Origin of the sequence: Bacteroides sp. AF39-11AC, from assembly GCF_003474285.1 — a bacterium.
GTDB lineage: Bacteria > Bacteroidota > Bacteroidia > Bacteroidales > Bacteroidaceae > Bacteroides.
Genome location: NZ_QROH01000001.1, coordinates 612,623 through 627,141 on the forward strand (window position 1 = coordinate 612,623; position 14,519 = coordinate 627,141).

Consider the following 14,519-nt stretch of genomic DNA (forward strand, 5'->3'; position numbering starts at 1 on the left):
GTCAAAAATCTATTTAATATCATGAAACATTGCTTTTTTGCGGTTGATTTGGGAGCTACCAGCGGCCGTACCATACTGGGAACATTCACTCCGCAAGGATTAGAACTACAAGATGTGAACCGCTTCCCTAACCATCTGATTGAAGTTGGAGGACATTACTACTGGGATATCTACGAATTGTACCGTCATATTTTGGAAGGTTTGAAACAGGCAGCTCGGATGGACGATGTGCAGATAACCTCTATCGGAATTGATACCTGGGGAGTAGATTTTGTATGTGTGGGTAAAGATGGTGGTCTGCTTCGTCAGCCTTATTCTTATCGTGATCCGCATACTATGGGAGCTCCTGAGGCATTTTTCGCCCGCGTTCCCCGTAAGCAGGTATATGGATGGACAGGTATTCAGATTATGAATTTCAATTCGCTTTTCCAGTTGGATACTTTACGCCGGAATAAAGATAGTGCATTGGAAATGGCTGATAAGATACTTTTCATGCCGGATGCACTTAGTTATTTACTAACAGGAGAGATGGTGACTGAATATACCATTGCCAGTACGGCTCAGTTGGTAAATGCTGAGACCCGTTGTCTGGAACCGGCATTGCTGAAAGAACTTGGATTAACGGAAGATAACTTCGGACGTTTTGTATATCCGGGTGATAAAGTAGGTGTATTGACCAAAGAAATACAAACGATTACCGGACTGGGAGCAATACCTGTGATTGCTGTTGCCGGACATGATACGGCTTCCGCTGTAGCTGCTGTACCAGCATTGGACCGTAACTTTGCTTATCTGAGCAGTGGTACATGGTCATTGATGGGAGTGGAGACAGATGCACCGGTTATTAATGAAGAAACAGAAGCACTGAACTTCACGAATGAAGGAGGTGTTGCAGGGACAATTCGTTTGCTGAAGAATATTTGTGGCATGTGGTTGTTGGAACGCTGCCGTTGTGATTGGGAAGAAATATCTTATCCTGAACTGATTGCTGAAGCAGAGGCATGCGAACCTTTCCGTAGTCTGATAAATCCGGATGATGTCCTGTTTGTCAATCCGATGAGCATGGAACAGGCTATTCGTACTTATTGCGCTGACCATCATCAGCCGATACCGGAGACACGTGGGCAGATTGTGCGCTGTATTTTTGAAAGCTTGTCACTGCGCTATCGCCAGGTTTTGGAGAACCTGTGCAGCCTCTCTCCCCGTCCTGTAGAAGTACTGCACGTCATCGGAGGAGGAAGCCGTAATGATTTGCTGAATCAGTGGACTGCCAATGCGGTAGGTATTCCTGTAGTTGCCGGACCGTCGGAAGCAACTGCTATCGGCAACGTAATGATACAAGCTCTTACAGCAGGTGCAGCAAGTGACGTTGTTTCCATGCGTCAGCTTATTAATCGTTCTATTCCATTGAAGACTTTTACTCCGGAGAATGTTGAAGTTTGGAATACCGCTTATCTGCATTTCTTGCAGTTAGCCTAATATTACTTGTCAGTGATAACGTATAACTAATAAATTATAACTAATAACTAAAAACTAGTACCATCATGAAAGAAGAATTGATTCAGAAAGCCTATGAAGTGGCAAAAGAACGTTACGCAGCTATCGGTGTAGATGTAGAGAAAGCAATGGACGCCTTGCAAAAGATTTCCCTATCCCTGCACTGCTGGCAGGCAGATGATGTAGCCGGATTTGAAGCACAGGGTGCATTGACCGGAGGTATCCAGGCTACCGGAAACTATCCTGGCAAGGCTCGTAATATGGAAGAACTAAGACAAGACGTATTGAAAGCAGCTAGCTATATTCCTGGAACTCACCGTTTGAATCTTCATGAAATCTATGGTGATTTCGGTGGCAAGTTTGTTGATCGTGACCAAGTAGAACCGGCTCACTTTGAAAGTTGGATACAGTGGGCAGCTGAAAATAATATGAAGTTGGATTTCAACTCCACTTCTTTCTCTCATCCGAAGAGTGGTAATCTTTCCCTCTCTAATCCTGATAAAAGTATTCGTGACTTCTGGGTAGAGCATACAAAACGTTGCCGTGCTATTGCAGAAGAGATGGGTAAGCGCCAAGGTGATCCTTGTATCATGAATCTGTGGGTACATGATGGTAGCAAGGATATCACAGTAAACCGTATGTTGTATCGTGAATTATTGAAGGATTCTCTGGATCGCATTTTCGAAGTGGAATATAAGAATATGAAAGACTGTGTGGAGTCTAAAGTATTTGGTATCGGTTTGGAAAGTTATACGGTAGGTTCCAATGACTTCTATATCGGTTATGGTGTGAGTCGTAATAAGATTGTCACACTGGATACAGGGCACTTCCACCCGACTGAAAGCGTTGCAGACAAACTGTCTTCTTTATTGTTATTCATTCCGGAAATCATGTTGCATGTGAGCCGTCCGGTACGTTGGGATTCTGACCACGTGACAATTATGAATGATGAAACAATGGATCTCTGCAAAGAAATTGTACGTTGTAATGCTTTGGATCGCGTACATATCGGCTTGGATTACTTTGATGCTTCTATCAACCGTATCGGTGCGTATGTTATAGGTAGCCGTGCTACACAGAAATGTGTGTTGCAAGCTCTGTTGGAGCCGCTGGATACTTTGCGTAAATATGAAGCAAATGATCAATTATTTGAGCGTCTTGCTTTGCTCGAAGAAGGAAAATCTTTACCCTGGAATGCAGTTTGGGATATGTTCTGCTTGAAGAACGGTGTACCTGTAGGTGAAGAATTCATTACTGAGATACAGAAATACGAAGCAGACGTTACGTCGAAACGTAATTAAGTGATTAATGGTTAGTGATTACTAAACGTTATTATCATGAATACACTGATAGGATTGTTGATTATAGCTATCGGGAGCTTCGGACAGAGTAGTTCGTATGTGCCTATCAATAAGGTGAAAAATTGGTCATGGGAAAGTTTCTGGCTTGTACAGGGAATCTTTGCGTGGCTTGTTTTCCCGTTGTTGGGAGCATTACTTGCTATTCCGGCAGGAAGTTCACTGTTAGAACTCTGGGGAGCAGGTGGTGCTTTGCCTGCTATGGTTTATGGTGTTCTATGGGGCGTAGGTGGATTGACTTTTGGGTTAAGTATGCGTTATCTGGGTGTAGCACTTGGACAAAGTATTGCCCTCGGTACATGTGCCGGATTCGGGACACTCTTCCCCGCTTTGTTTGCCGGAAAAGATTTGCTGCATGGTGAAGGACTGATGCTACTTATTGGCGTCTGTATAACGCTGGCTGGTATTGCTATCATCGGATATGCCGGTAGTCTTCGCTCCAAGAATATGACGGAAGAAGAAAAACGGGCTGCTGTTAAGGACTTTGCTTTGACGAAAGGTTTGCTCGTGGCATTGCTGGCAGGTGTGATGAGTGCGTGTTTTGCTCTTGGACTGGATGCCGGAACACCTATAAAAGAAGCCGCTTTGGCAGGTGGAGTAGAAGCTCTTTATGCTGGTTTACCCGTAATTTTCCTGGTTACTCTCGGTGGTTTCTGTACAAATGCTATTTATTGTATCTGGCAGAATATCAAGAATAAAACCGGTAAGGAATATTTCTCTGTAAAAGGTGCGGTATTGACGAATAATCTCTTATTTTGTGCTCTTGCCGGTGTACTGTGGTATTCACAGTTCTTTGGTCTTGAAATGGGTAAGAGTTTCCTGACAGACAGTCCTATACTTCTTGCTTTCTCCTGGAGTATCCTGATGTCACTGAATGTTACGTTCAGTAATGTTTGGGGTATTTTACTGAAAGAGTGGAAAGGTGTCAGCAATACTACGATTGCCGTTCTTATCTTAGGCTTGGTGGTTCTGATATCTTCCATTATAGTAGTGGCAATGGCACAGGTATAATAGTATATAGCTACGAGCTACAGGTTACGAGTGCCTTTCGGTGTGAGGGTATAGTGACTTGTAGCCCATAGCTCGTAACTCGTAACTTAATTTATTAGATATGAAATCAATTCTCGAAAATCGCCAGGCATTGACCTATGCAGTCAATCAAGCGGCAGAAGTTGCCGGATATCTCTGGCAAAAAGGATGGGCTGAACGTAATGGCGGCAACATCACACTGAATATTACTGAATTTGTAGACAATGAGATAAAGTCGTTGCCTGCTATTAGCGATGTAAAGCAGATCGGTGCTACTCTACCTTATCTGAAAGGCTGTTATTTCTATTGCAAAGGAACTAACAAGCGTATGCGTGATTTGGCTCGTTGGCCGATGGAACATGGTTCTGTAATTCGTATTCTGGATGACTGTGCCAGTTATGTAATTATTGCGGATCATCCTGTGATGCCTACTTCTGAATTACCTGCCCATCTCAGTGTGCACAATCGTCTGATTGAGAAAGGTTCGCCTTATAAAGCTTCACTGCATACTCATCCCATTGAATTGATTGCTATGACTCACTGTAAGAAATTCCTTGAAAAAGATGTTGCTACCAATTTGCTTTGGAGTATGATTCCCGAAACTAAGGCTTTCTGTCCGCGTGGTTTGGGTATTATTCCTTATGAATTGCCAAGTTCCGTAAAATTGGCAGAGGCTACCATTGAGCAATTGGAAGATTATGATGTGGCCATGTGGGAAAAGCATGGCGTTTTTGCAGTAGATGTGGATATCATGTCGGCTTTCGATCAGGTGGATGTACTGAATAAGTCTGCTCTGATTTATATTGCTGCCAAAAATATGGGCTTTGAACCTGACGGTATGAGCCAGGAACAAATGCAGGAAATGACTCGTGCATTTAATCTGCCTAAATGATTTTTAAGTAGATAGTGGACATTTTTTTGACTACTATCTACTATTAATTCTTTAAATGTATAATATGAAGCGAATATTCTTCTCTCTCGCCCTACTGCTGGCAGTGACAACTCTTACCGCCCAGACCAATATGACGGCAAGAGAAGCTGCTGTAAAGATTGCAGACCGCATTCTTGCCAGTACCACATACGAGTTTAAGAATACGAAGACTGGTGAGACTTATAAGTCCGTCAAGAAGTTACCTCTTGACATGAATGTGAAGGTAGCATGCAAGTACAATAACTGGCATTATACGAATGGTGTAACCAATATGGCCCTCATGGAACTGGGGGATAAACTTGCTGACAAGAAGTATGAGAAATATGTCTTGAAGAACATGAATTTTGTGTTCAATGAAGGTAATCTCGAATTCTTTCGCAAACAGTACGATGAGGCCTTTAAGCAAGATGGTTGGAATGCCGTACGGAAATTGAGTTGGCACATGATCTTCCGTGGCAAGCGTTTGGATGATAATGGCCCGATGGGAGCCAGTCTGATTGAACTGCAGATGAGATATCCTAATCAATCTTTTCTGGATTATGTTAACGAAACAGCCGAACACCTGAATTACGGTGAACCTCGTTTGGTGGATGGAACTATTGCCCGTATATGGCCGCATGTCAATACGATTTGGGCAGATGATGCCTTTATGGCAATCTCTTTCCTGGCACGCATGGGTAAAATGACTGGTGATGAGAAGTATTTTAATGATGCTGCCAATCAGGTGCTAAACTATACCCGTTATCTTTGGTGTCCTGAAAAACAGATTTATTATCATTGTTATCATACGGACAACAAGGAACATGGAGTAGCTCACTGGAGCCGTGCTAACGGATGGGTATTTATGGCACAGGCTGATCTGCTTAGTATGATGCCCAAAGATCATCCGATGCGTGAAGCTGTTATCGAAAATTTCCGCCAACAGGCAAGTGGTGTAGCCCGTTATCAAGGTAAGAATGGACTTTGGCATCAGTTGTTGGATAAAGAAGATTCTTATGAAGAAATCACAGGAACAGCAATGTTTGTTTTTGGTATTGCCCGTGGTGTGAAAGAAGGGTGGCTACATCCTGATTTTATTTACGTAGCTGAGCAAGGATTGAAAGGTATGATGAAAAAGATTTCTGATAATGGAGATGTTACTTCTATTTGTGTAGGAACAGGTATCATGCCTTCGCTGGTATATTATTATAACCGTCCTACACAGGAAAATGATCCTATGGGTGAAGGTCCCGTACTTCGTGCATTGGTTGAAATGATAGATGCTCCCAAGTATACAGAAATAAAGGCTGAACAGCAATATGATAAGATTGTCGTAAAAAAATAGACTCTTTCTCTTTATTCGTATTTATTAGTCCGCTCCGGTATATTTTTAGAATTAACCTGGAGCGGACATTTTTTTATTCGCAAATAATTCCTATTTTTGCCCCTGCCTATCCTGTAAAAACACGTATTATGACTAAGAACTATAATGACTTAGGGGTTGAATTTAAGTACTTGATTGTAAATGACATGGACCAAAAGTTTGGTCTGTGGGTAAACACTGTAGGTTTCCAGTCTATTCAGCCGAATTCTCCATATCCCTTGAAGGATCATCCTTCTGGATATTTCTTCAATGCTCAAAAGGGGCGTGTTTTACGTGAGTATCAGCTGGTTTACATTACTAAAGGTCGAGGATTATTTACATCTGAGACTACTCCTGAGAAGCAAGTTTGTAAGGGACGACTCATGGTACTGTTTCCCGGACAGTGGCATACATACCACCCATACCAGCAGACAGGGTGGAATGAATACTACATTGGTTTTGAAGGACCAGTCATAGATGATATGTTGAGAGGTGGCTTCCTTTCTAAAGATAACCAAGTATTGGAAGTGGGGTTGAATGAAGAATTAGTTACTCTTTTCTCACGTGCATTGGAAATAGCTGAAGCCGATAAGATTTCTTCTCAACAATATCTTTCCGGTATTGTGCTGCACATGATAGGAATGATCCTTTCCATTTCTAAGAATAAGATTTTTGAAGTAGGAGACGTAGACCAGAAGATTGAGCAGGCGAAAATCATTATGAATGAGAATGTATTTAAGGATATTGATCCGGAAGAACTTGCGATGAAGCTGAATATCAGTTATTCGTGGTTTCGCAAAGTATTCAAGGATTATACTGGATATGCGCCAGCCAAATATTTCCAAGAACTAAAATTACGTAAAGCAAAGCAATTATTGGTTGGTACTTCTCAGTCTGTCAAGGAAATATCTTTTATGCTCGATTATAAATCCACTGAACATTTCTTCTCTCTTTTTAAAAAACGTACTGGATTTACACCCTTGGAATACAGATCTTTTGGGCGCGAAACAAATGTAGAAGAAGAGGACTTATTGTGAAGCCAAAACGTTTAGTCTTAGATCAAAAACATTAGTAATTCTTTGGGAATCTGCTGATTCAGCTTCTGTGACGCTTGTCTTTTCATGAATAAAATCAAAAGCAAAAGTGTTTCGGTCAAAATTTGTATTTTGTATAGGTGCGAGATTATCTATTTTTGCTGACGCAAGTTCTGTGTCCGATAACGGTCGTGGTATAATTTGTTAGGCTTGAATTTATTTATCAATTATATTAATAATCTATGAGAATCTTACACAAAAATCTGTGCTTATTAATGCTCATATTAATAAGCTGTCCTCTAAGCATTTTAGCTCAGAACAAAACGATTACCGGTACCGTCAGGGATGCAATTGACGTGGTAATCGGTGCTTCTGTAACGGTGAAGGGTAATAGTTCTGTCGGTACAATTACTGATATGGATGGTAACTTTAAACTCTCTGTGCCAGCTTCTGCCAAGGAGTTGGTCGTTTCGTTTATTGGTTATGATAACCAAACAGTAGTGATTGGCAATAAAACACATTTTGATGTTACATTGAAAGAGTCTTCTGTAATGTTGGAGGAAGTTGTTGCCATTGGTTATGCGAAGGTGAAACGTAAAGATCTGACGGGAGCAACTTCTTCGGTATCAAGTAATGATTTGGCGGCAGTTCCAGCTATGACTGCTGCACAGGCTTTGCAAGGTAAGGCTGCCGGTGTAAACATTGTTACTGCCAGTGGTGCTCCGGGTGCAGGAGCTAATATCACTATTCGTGGAGGTATGTCTATTACTCAAAGTACTTCACCACTCTATATTGTGGACGGATTTGAGATGAGTGATGCGCTCAGCAATATTGACGTGAATGATATAGAAAGCATTGATGTATTAAAGGATGCTTCATCTACGGCTATTTATGGTGCACGTGGTTCTAATGGTATCATTTTGATTACAACAAAATCGGGTAAGAAAGGTAAAACTCAAGTAAATTATAATACTTATCTTTCATTCGATGTACTCAGTAAAAAACTGGATATGATGTCTGATGCTGAAGAGTATGTGAAGTATCAGTATGAATTTGCTAATTTGCAGGGAGTACCGGGTAACTGGAGCAGTGTTTTTGATAATAATCTAGCTACGGATGTTTCCGATTTCTATACAGGTGCTTACAATCGTATTCACGATCGTTATGCCGGTGCTTCCACGCTTGATTGGCAGGATGAAGTATTTGGAGGTTCCGCTTTGACGCAAAATCATAATGTCAATGTTACTACAGGTACCGATAAGACACAAGTGATGCTGACTTACAATTATAGTGGACAAGATGGCTTGTTGGCTAATCATAGCTCTAATAGAAGCTCATTCCGTACAAAGATCAATACCGAACTCTATAAGGGTATTCGCTTGGATGTAAATGCTATGTTTTCTAATAAGAAAACGCTGGGTGGCGGTGCTTATTCTGGTATGAAGAACGTTTTGCTTCAGCCTATTAACGGAGGTACAATGTTTACACAAGATGAATTGTTGAACACTCAGACTTATCCGAACTATTCTTCTTTGAATAGTAATTATGATACGGCTAACCCGTTGGTGCAGAATGAGGCTTCTACCTCTAAAAAACGTTCACGTATGTATTCGGTTAATGCTGGGATAGAATTTGACCTTTTTAAATATTTCACTTGGCGTACAGCTGGAAGTTATACATGGTCTAGTTCTAAATCGGATTCATTTGCTGACCATAATTCTACTTCTTATTTGATGGATCCGAAAAATACAGGTATTAATGGTAGTATTGGTAATGATGAGTCTTACAAATGGCAAATCACTAATACCCTTAACTATCATCAGACTTTTTCCCAAAAACATAAATTGGATGTTTTGTTAGGACATGAAGCTTCTTATAGCGAATCAGAAGGAAATTCAATGAAACTTAGACAATTTCCGTATCCTAACTTCGGACTTGATAATATAGCTAATGCTACAGTTTATGAGAAGAGCGTCTCTCATAAGCATAGCGGTATTGTTTCTGCTTTTGCACGTGCTAACTATAATTTTGATGAACGATATCTGTTTACTGCTACTGTCCGTGCCGATGGTTCTTCTAAATTTGCTGACGGTAATAGATGGGGCGTTTTCCCTTCTGCATCAGCTGCATGGCGTATTTCTGAAGAAAGCTTCTTTAAAGAAAGTAGTCTGATGAATTATGTTAATAGTTTGAAATTGCGTGTGGGATACGGAACGACGGGTAATTGCAATATCGGTGATTACTTATACACCACTTCAATTAAAGAGTCCGATTATCCGATGAATAATAATACCGGTACATTGGCTTATGTATTGGACACTACTTTAGGAAATAAGAATTTGAAATGGGAGACATTGCGTTCCACTAATGTTGGTTTGGATGTTTCTTTGTTTAATAGTCGCGTGAACCTGACAGCAGAGTGGTATAACAACGAGGTGAGTGATATGTTGATGAAATGTGTTATCCCTTCCTCAACCGGCTATACAGCACAATATCAAAATGTCGGAAAAATGCGTAACAGAGGTTTTGAATTGACTCTCAATACGGTGAATATAAGAACAAAGGACTTTAGTTGGACGTCAGACCTAAACTTGGCATTCAATCGCTCCAAAGTGATTTCGTTGGAAACAGGACAGAATGAAAAAACTTTTGCTGTTGGCGGTAACCGTTCCGGTACGGTAACTTATTATGCTGTAGTTGGTCAGAAGTTAGGTGACATGTATGGTTATATATATGATGGAGTCTATACTACTGATGACTTTATGCAGGATGATAAAGGTAATTTCTCCTTGCGTGAAGGTGTTGTTGTTCCTGTAAATTCAAAAGGGGAAGCTAAACCAGTGCAACCTGGTGATATTAAATTTGCAGCAAATCAAATTGGTGAAGATGGTACAGCACAATTCTCTGAAGCTCATAAGGTAAAGATCGGTAATGGTACACCGGATTGTATCGGTGGTTTCAATAATACTTTTACTTTTCGTGGTTTTGATTTGAGTGTATTTATGAAATTCTCTATCGGAAACGATATTTATAACGCAACTAAGCATAGTATGAGTCCTTATGGACAATTCCAAAATGTACCTGCCGAGTTTGGAAGTAACTACTATCGTCTGATAGACCCTGTAACTGGACAGAAAGCTACAACATTAGCACGCATCAAAGAATTGAATCCTGATGAATCTTCTCGTTTGTGGAATTTGGGTAGTACGAATTCAAGTTATATCACTTATCCTTCTTCTTATTATGTAGAGGATGGCTCCTATTTGCGTATTGCACAGGTAACAGTAGGTTATACATTCCCTAAGAGATGGTTACAGAAGGCTATGATTTCGAATGCCCGTATTTACTTCACGGCTAATAATCTGGCTACAATTACTGGTTATTCTGGTTATGACCCTGAAGTCTCTGCTGGTAGTAGTGATTATGTGGCTTGTACGCCTGGATATGACAGTTCTATGTATCCTCGTTCCAGAAGTTATGTAATCGGCCTTAACTTAACATTCTAATCTAAAACGTTTATTAATCATGAAAAAAGTATCAATTATATTGTCTGGGTTGAAGAAGACGTTGTTCGCAACAGCTATTTTTTCCTTTCTTCTGGGTGTGACTTCGTGTCAGGATTGGCTTGATATGCCATCTTACACAGACCCTGATTCCGAAACGGTGTTTCAAAATGAGGATATGGCAGAATTATTTATTCTGGGTTGTTATCGTGGTTTGATTCATCAGGAAATGTATTACCATTTAGGTATGGGTGAGACGGTGATGCACTCCAGTGAAGATGGCTCTACTAATAATTCAAAATATAGAATTTGTAATTATAGCTATGATCCAATGGTACCTGCTACAGTAACTACAATCTTTAAAGAGGGGTATCGTATCATTGAATCTACCAATCTTGCTATTTCTAAGTTGAAGAAGATGAGTGAGACCACTAAACGTAATGCTCTGTTGGGTGAAGCTCTTTCTATTCGTGCTTTTTGTTATTTGAACTTAATACGTATTTATGGTGATGTTCCGGCAGTATGGACCCCGATGGAAGAACTGGACCCGAATGACGAAAATACATTCTATCCTAAACGTTCATCGCGTGATGAAATATATGATCAGATCATCTCAGATTTGCAGCAAGCTAAGGACTGGGTACCTTGGTTTAAAGAAAGTGGATATGCTACGGCAGAACGTTTGTCTAAACAAGGTGTCTATGCCTTGCTGGCTCGTACGGCTCTTTATGCAGGTGGTTACTCATTACGTTGGAATTTGCAGACGAATGATCCTGCCAGTTTGAAATTGGCACGCCGTGATGATGAAGCACGTGTTCGTGAACTTTATCAGATCGCTAACGATGCTTGTAAAGCTATTATCGATAAGAATGAAAATTCTTTGATTCAGGCTCAAAGTGGTATGAGTGGATTCCAATATCTATGGTATAACTTCTGTCAGCGTAATTTCACTGCAACAGATGCTGAAATGATTTGGGATTTGGCACAGTATGGTCCGAATACGAACTCTAATTTTGGGGTTTTAGCACAACCGGGATCTCGTGGTGGTACTTATGGTTCACGTAAGGCTATGCAGTTTATGTTGCCAACGTATTATTTGTCGTTCGATGAAAATGACACGCGTCGTGATGTTACTTGTACATCTTATAGTATCTACTTTTTGAATAAAGGTGCAGCAGATGATACATTTGTTGATGTAGGTACTACTTATTCTTGCATTATGCATGGAAAATTCCGTATTCCCTGGTGCGTGGAGCCGCAAGAGGCTGCAAAACGTAACTTGAACATCCCTGTAATGCGTTATGCCGATGTATTATTGATGTATGCAGAAGCTCAAAACTATCTGAATAACGGTCCTACGCAGGCTGCTAAAGATGCTTTGAAGCAAGTGCGTGACCGTGCCGGGGTAGGTGCGCTTTCCATGCCATCTGACCAACAAGCTTTTGAGGATGCTTTACTCCAAGAACGTAAATGGGAGTTTGCTGGCGAGTTTATGCTTCGTACGGATATGATTCGTATGAATCGCTTGTCCGAACAACTGGAAGCAGCTAAGAAAGATATGAAAGAACTTTCTAAGCGCGAAGGCAAGTATGCCAATATGTCGGTTTATCGTTTGTATAAGTTCCAGGTAGATGGACAGCGGTATGGTGATAAATTCCTTGCTTTGGATTATATTGACTTGACAGATGAGGCTGAAGTTGCAGTTGTAAAGGAGATTCCGACAGACCAAGGAAAATATAATGAATATCAAGCGAAGTTAGCTGAAATAGTGAGAGCTCATGGAATTGCAGTAGAAGATGGAGATAAATGGTATCCGACTAATATGTTTGAGGCTTATACAAGTACATTCAATGGCAATGCACGTAAAGCTGTCGGTTTTACCGGTGGATTTAATGCTTTGCAAATTGGTGCCATCATTTATAAGAATCCTACAGGTTACGCTGAAAATGGTGATAAATTCCCTAATTGGATTGAAGCTTCTGATGGAAGTGACGGCTTGTACTATGGTTTCCAAAAGAACTGTTGCGAGTTGTTGCCTTTTGCAGCAAAGGATCCCGGGCATCCGATGGTAGATAACCCGAATCTGACTCAGCATCCGGCTTACGCTAAATAATCTTGCTTTATTCTAAAAGCAGATAATGCATAGCCTTAAATTTGCATAAAACGAATATTTATAAAGTTTCTTATGTAGATTTAAGGCTATCTTTTTAAATCTATTATCTATTCCCAAAACATTTATTATTAAAAGATCGGTTTTTGTCCATACGGACAGAAGCTTGGATTCTTATTGCTTTTATCGAACAACGAATGTTTACCTGTATAAATCAATCTAAAATGAAAACTACTCTATTTAATTTCTTTAAGAATGCCGGAGTTTTACTCCTTATTGCAACATTAGGAATGAGTTGCAGTGATAATGATATTGAAGTTGTTATAAAGAAAGGCAGCGACGGTCCTTTCCCCGATTATGGTAAAGTTTTGGCCTTTCCCGGTGCTGAAGGTTATGGAGCCGGGGCAACAGGAGGTCGTGGTGGTGACGTTTACCATGTTACTACTTTGGAAGACAACGGAGAAGAAGGCTCATTGCGTGCTGCGGTAAGTAAACCCGACCGGATAATTGTATTCGATGTTGCAGGTACTATCAACCTGAAAGAAGCACTCGTATTTTCCAAGAATCTGACTATTGCAGCTCAAACAGCTCCTGGAGATGGTGTAGTCCTTTATGGTAACCGCGTTTCGTTTACTGGAGCCAGTAATCTGATTTGCCGTCACTTGCGTATCCGTATGGGAACGAATGGGCCTGATGGAAAAGATGCTGCCGGAATAGCAAATGGTGAAAATATGATTTTCGATCATTTGTCTGTTACTTGGGGACGTGATGAAAACTTCTCTATCAACTGGGATAGTAAAGGAACACTTCCACGCAATATCACCATTCAGAATTCAATTCTCGGTCAGGGATTACAAAATCATTCTTGCGGTGGTTTGATTCAAACAGATACAGAATCAGGTATCACCCTTTTCCGTAATCTTTATACTGATAATAAAACACGCAATCCGAAAGTGAAAGGTTTAAATCAGTTTGTAAACAATGTGGTTTATAACTGGGGGAGCGGTGCAGCTTATAATATGGGTGGTGATTCGTCCGGTCAGTCGGAAACAACTATTGAGGATAACTACTTCATTGTAGGGCCTGTGAACAACTGGCAGAATGTAAGACAAGAAGATAACTCTATTAAGGTGGAAAAAGTTCCGATGAGTCCTACTCCTCCGTTTCTGGGAGGTAATGTCGACTTTAGAGCTTATTATAAAGGAAATTATTATGATAATGATAAGGATGGTTTGCTCAATGGTTTTGAACTGACACAAGCCAACTGGGCCGAATATTGCAAAGGGGAACCTACTTTCCTGAGTGCGCCTTCGGATAAACATCCCGTTATTAGCCAGCAAACATCTGCAACAGAAGCCTATAACTGGATTGTAAAGAATGTAGGTGCCAGTCTTCCGGCTCGTGACGAAGTAGACCAATATCTGATTGATGAGCTGACTTCACTGGGTAAAAAGGGAACGATTATTCAGAATGAACAAGATGTACAACAGTTTTCATTGGGAGGTGTAGGCACTATTCAAAACGGGGAGAAACCTTTGGATAGCGACAATGACGGTATGCCTGATGAATTTGAAGACAAATATGGCTTGGATAAGAATGACCCCTCCGATGCTGCAAAGATAGCAAACAACGGTTATACGAATATCGAAAACTATATCTTTACACTTGATGCTAAACTTAATAATTAACTTTTAAACATAAGGAGAAGAAACAGT

Annotated in this window: 9 protein-coding genes; all 9 read left to right on the forward strand. The window is 40.6% G+C overall.

Annotation, left to right across the window (positions count from 1 at the left end; translation table 11 throughout):
- Positions 1-21: 21 nt before the first annotated feature.
- Positions 22-1,479, forward strand: a complete 1,458-nt coding sequence (locus DW036_RS02045) for a rhamnulokinase family protein (RefSeq protein WP_118460895.1) — start codon at positions 22-24, stop codon at positions 1,477-1,479.
- Between the two features lie 65 nt (positions 1,480-1,544).
- Positions 1,545-2,798 carry an L-rhamnose isomerase gene (locus tag DW036_RS02050; RefSeq protein WP_118460897.1) on the forward strand — a complete coding sequence of 418 codons (1,254 nt, stop codon included), beginning with the start codon at positions 1,545-1,547 and terminating at the stop codon, positions 2,796-2,798.
- 36 nt (positions 2,799-2,834) lie between these two features.
- Positions 2,835-3,866: an L-rhamnose/proton symporter RhaT gene (gene rhaT / locus DW036_RS02055; RefSeq protein ID WP_118460899.1), complete on the forward strand. Its 1,032-nt coding sequence runs from the start codon at positions 2,835-2,837 to the stop codon at positions 3,864-3,866.
- Positions 3,867-3,966: 100 nt separating this feature from the next.
- Positions 3,967-4,776, forward strand: coding sequence for a rhamnulose-1-phosphate aldolase (gene rhaD, locus DW036_RS02060; protein ID WP_118460901.1), 810 nt, complete (start codon positions 3,967-3,969; stop codon positions 4,774-4,776).
- 64 nt (positions 4,777-4,840) lie between these two features.
- On the forward strand, positions 4,841-6,139 hold the full coding sequence (locus tag DW036_RS02065) for a glycoside hydrolase family 105 protein (protein ID WP_118461173.1): 1,299 nt from the start codon (positions 4,841-4,843) through the stop codon (positions 6,137-6,139).
- Positions 6,140-6,267: 128 nt separating this feature from the next.
- Complete coding sequence (locus tag DW036_RS02070) at positions 6,268-7,194, forward strand: AraC family transcriptional regulator (RefSeq protein WP_118460903.1); 927 nt, start codon at positions 6,268-6,270, stop codon at positions 7,192-7,194.
- A gap of 239 nt (positions 7,195-7,433) precedes the next feature.
- Positions 7,434-10,697: a TonB-dependent receptor gene (locus tag DW036_RS02075; RefSeq protein ID WP_118460905.1), complete on the forward strand. Its 3,264-nt coding sequence runs from the start codon at positions 7,434-7,436 to the stop codon at positions 10,695-10,697.
- 19 nt (positions 10,698-10,716) lie between these two features.
- On the forward strand, positions 10,717-12,807 hold the full coding sequence (locus tag DW036_RS02080; RefSeq protein ID WP_233560217.1) for a RagB/SusD family nutrient uptake outer membrane protein: 2,091 nt from the start codon (positions 10,717-10,719) through the stop codon (positions 12,805-12,807).
- Positions 12,808-13,028: 221 nt separating this feature from the next.
- Positions 13,029-14,492 (forward strand): pectate lyase, encoded by a 1,464-nt coding sequence (locus tag DW036_RS02085; RefSeq protein ID WP_118460907.1) that lies wholly within the window; start codon positions 13,029-13,031, stop codon positions 14,490-14,492.
- Positions 14,493-14,519 lie beyond the last annotated feature (27 nt).

Bases quoted from the DNA above. Each gene is read 5' to 3' on its own strand.
- DW036_RS02045 (WP_118460895.1), top strand. From the start codon at position 22: ATGAAACATTGCTTTTTTGCGGTTGATTTGGGAGCTACCAGCGGCCGT.
- DW036_RS02050 (WP_118460897.1), top strand. From the start codon at position 1,545: ATGAAAGAAGAATTGATTCAGAAAGCCTATGAAGTGGCAAAAGAACGT.
- rhaT (WP_118460899.1), top strand. From the start codon at position 2,835: ATGAATACACTGATAGGATTGTTGATTATAGCTATCGGGAGCTTCGGA.
- rhaD (WP_118460901.1), top strand. From the start codon at position 3,967: ATGAAATCAATTCTCGAAAATCGCCAGGCATTGACCTATGCAGTCAAT.
- DW036_RS02065 (WP_118461173.1), top strand. From the start codon at position 4,841: ATGAAGCGAATATTCTTCTCTCTCGCCCTACTGCTGGCAGTGACAACT.
- DW036_RS02070 (WP_118460903.1), top strand. From the start codon at position 6,268: ATGACTAAGAACTATAATGACTTAGGGGTTGAATTTAAGTACTTGATT.
- DW036_RS02075 (WP_118460905.1), top strand. From the start codon at position 7,434: ATGAGAATCTTACACAAAAATCTGTGCTTATTAATGCTCATATTAATA.
- DW036_RS02080 (WP_233560217.1), top strand. From the start codon at position 10,717: ATGAAAAAAGTATCAATTATATTGTCTGGGTTGAAGAAGACGTTGTTC.
- DW036_RS02085 (WP_118460907.1), top strand. From the start codon at position 13,029: ATGAAAACTACTCTATTTAATTTCTTTAAGAATGCCGGAGTTTTACTC.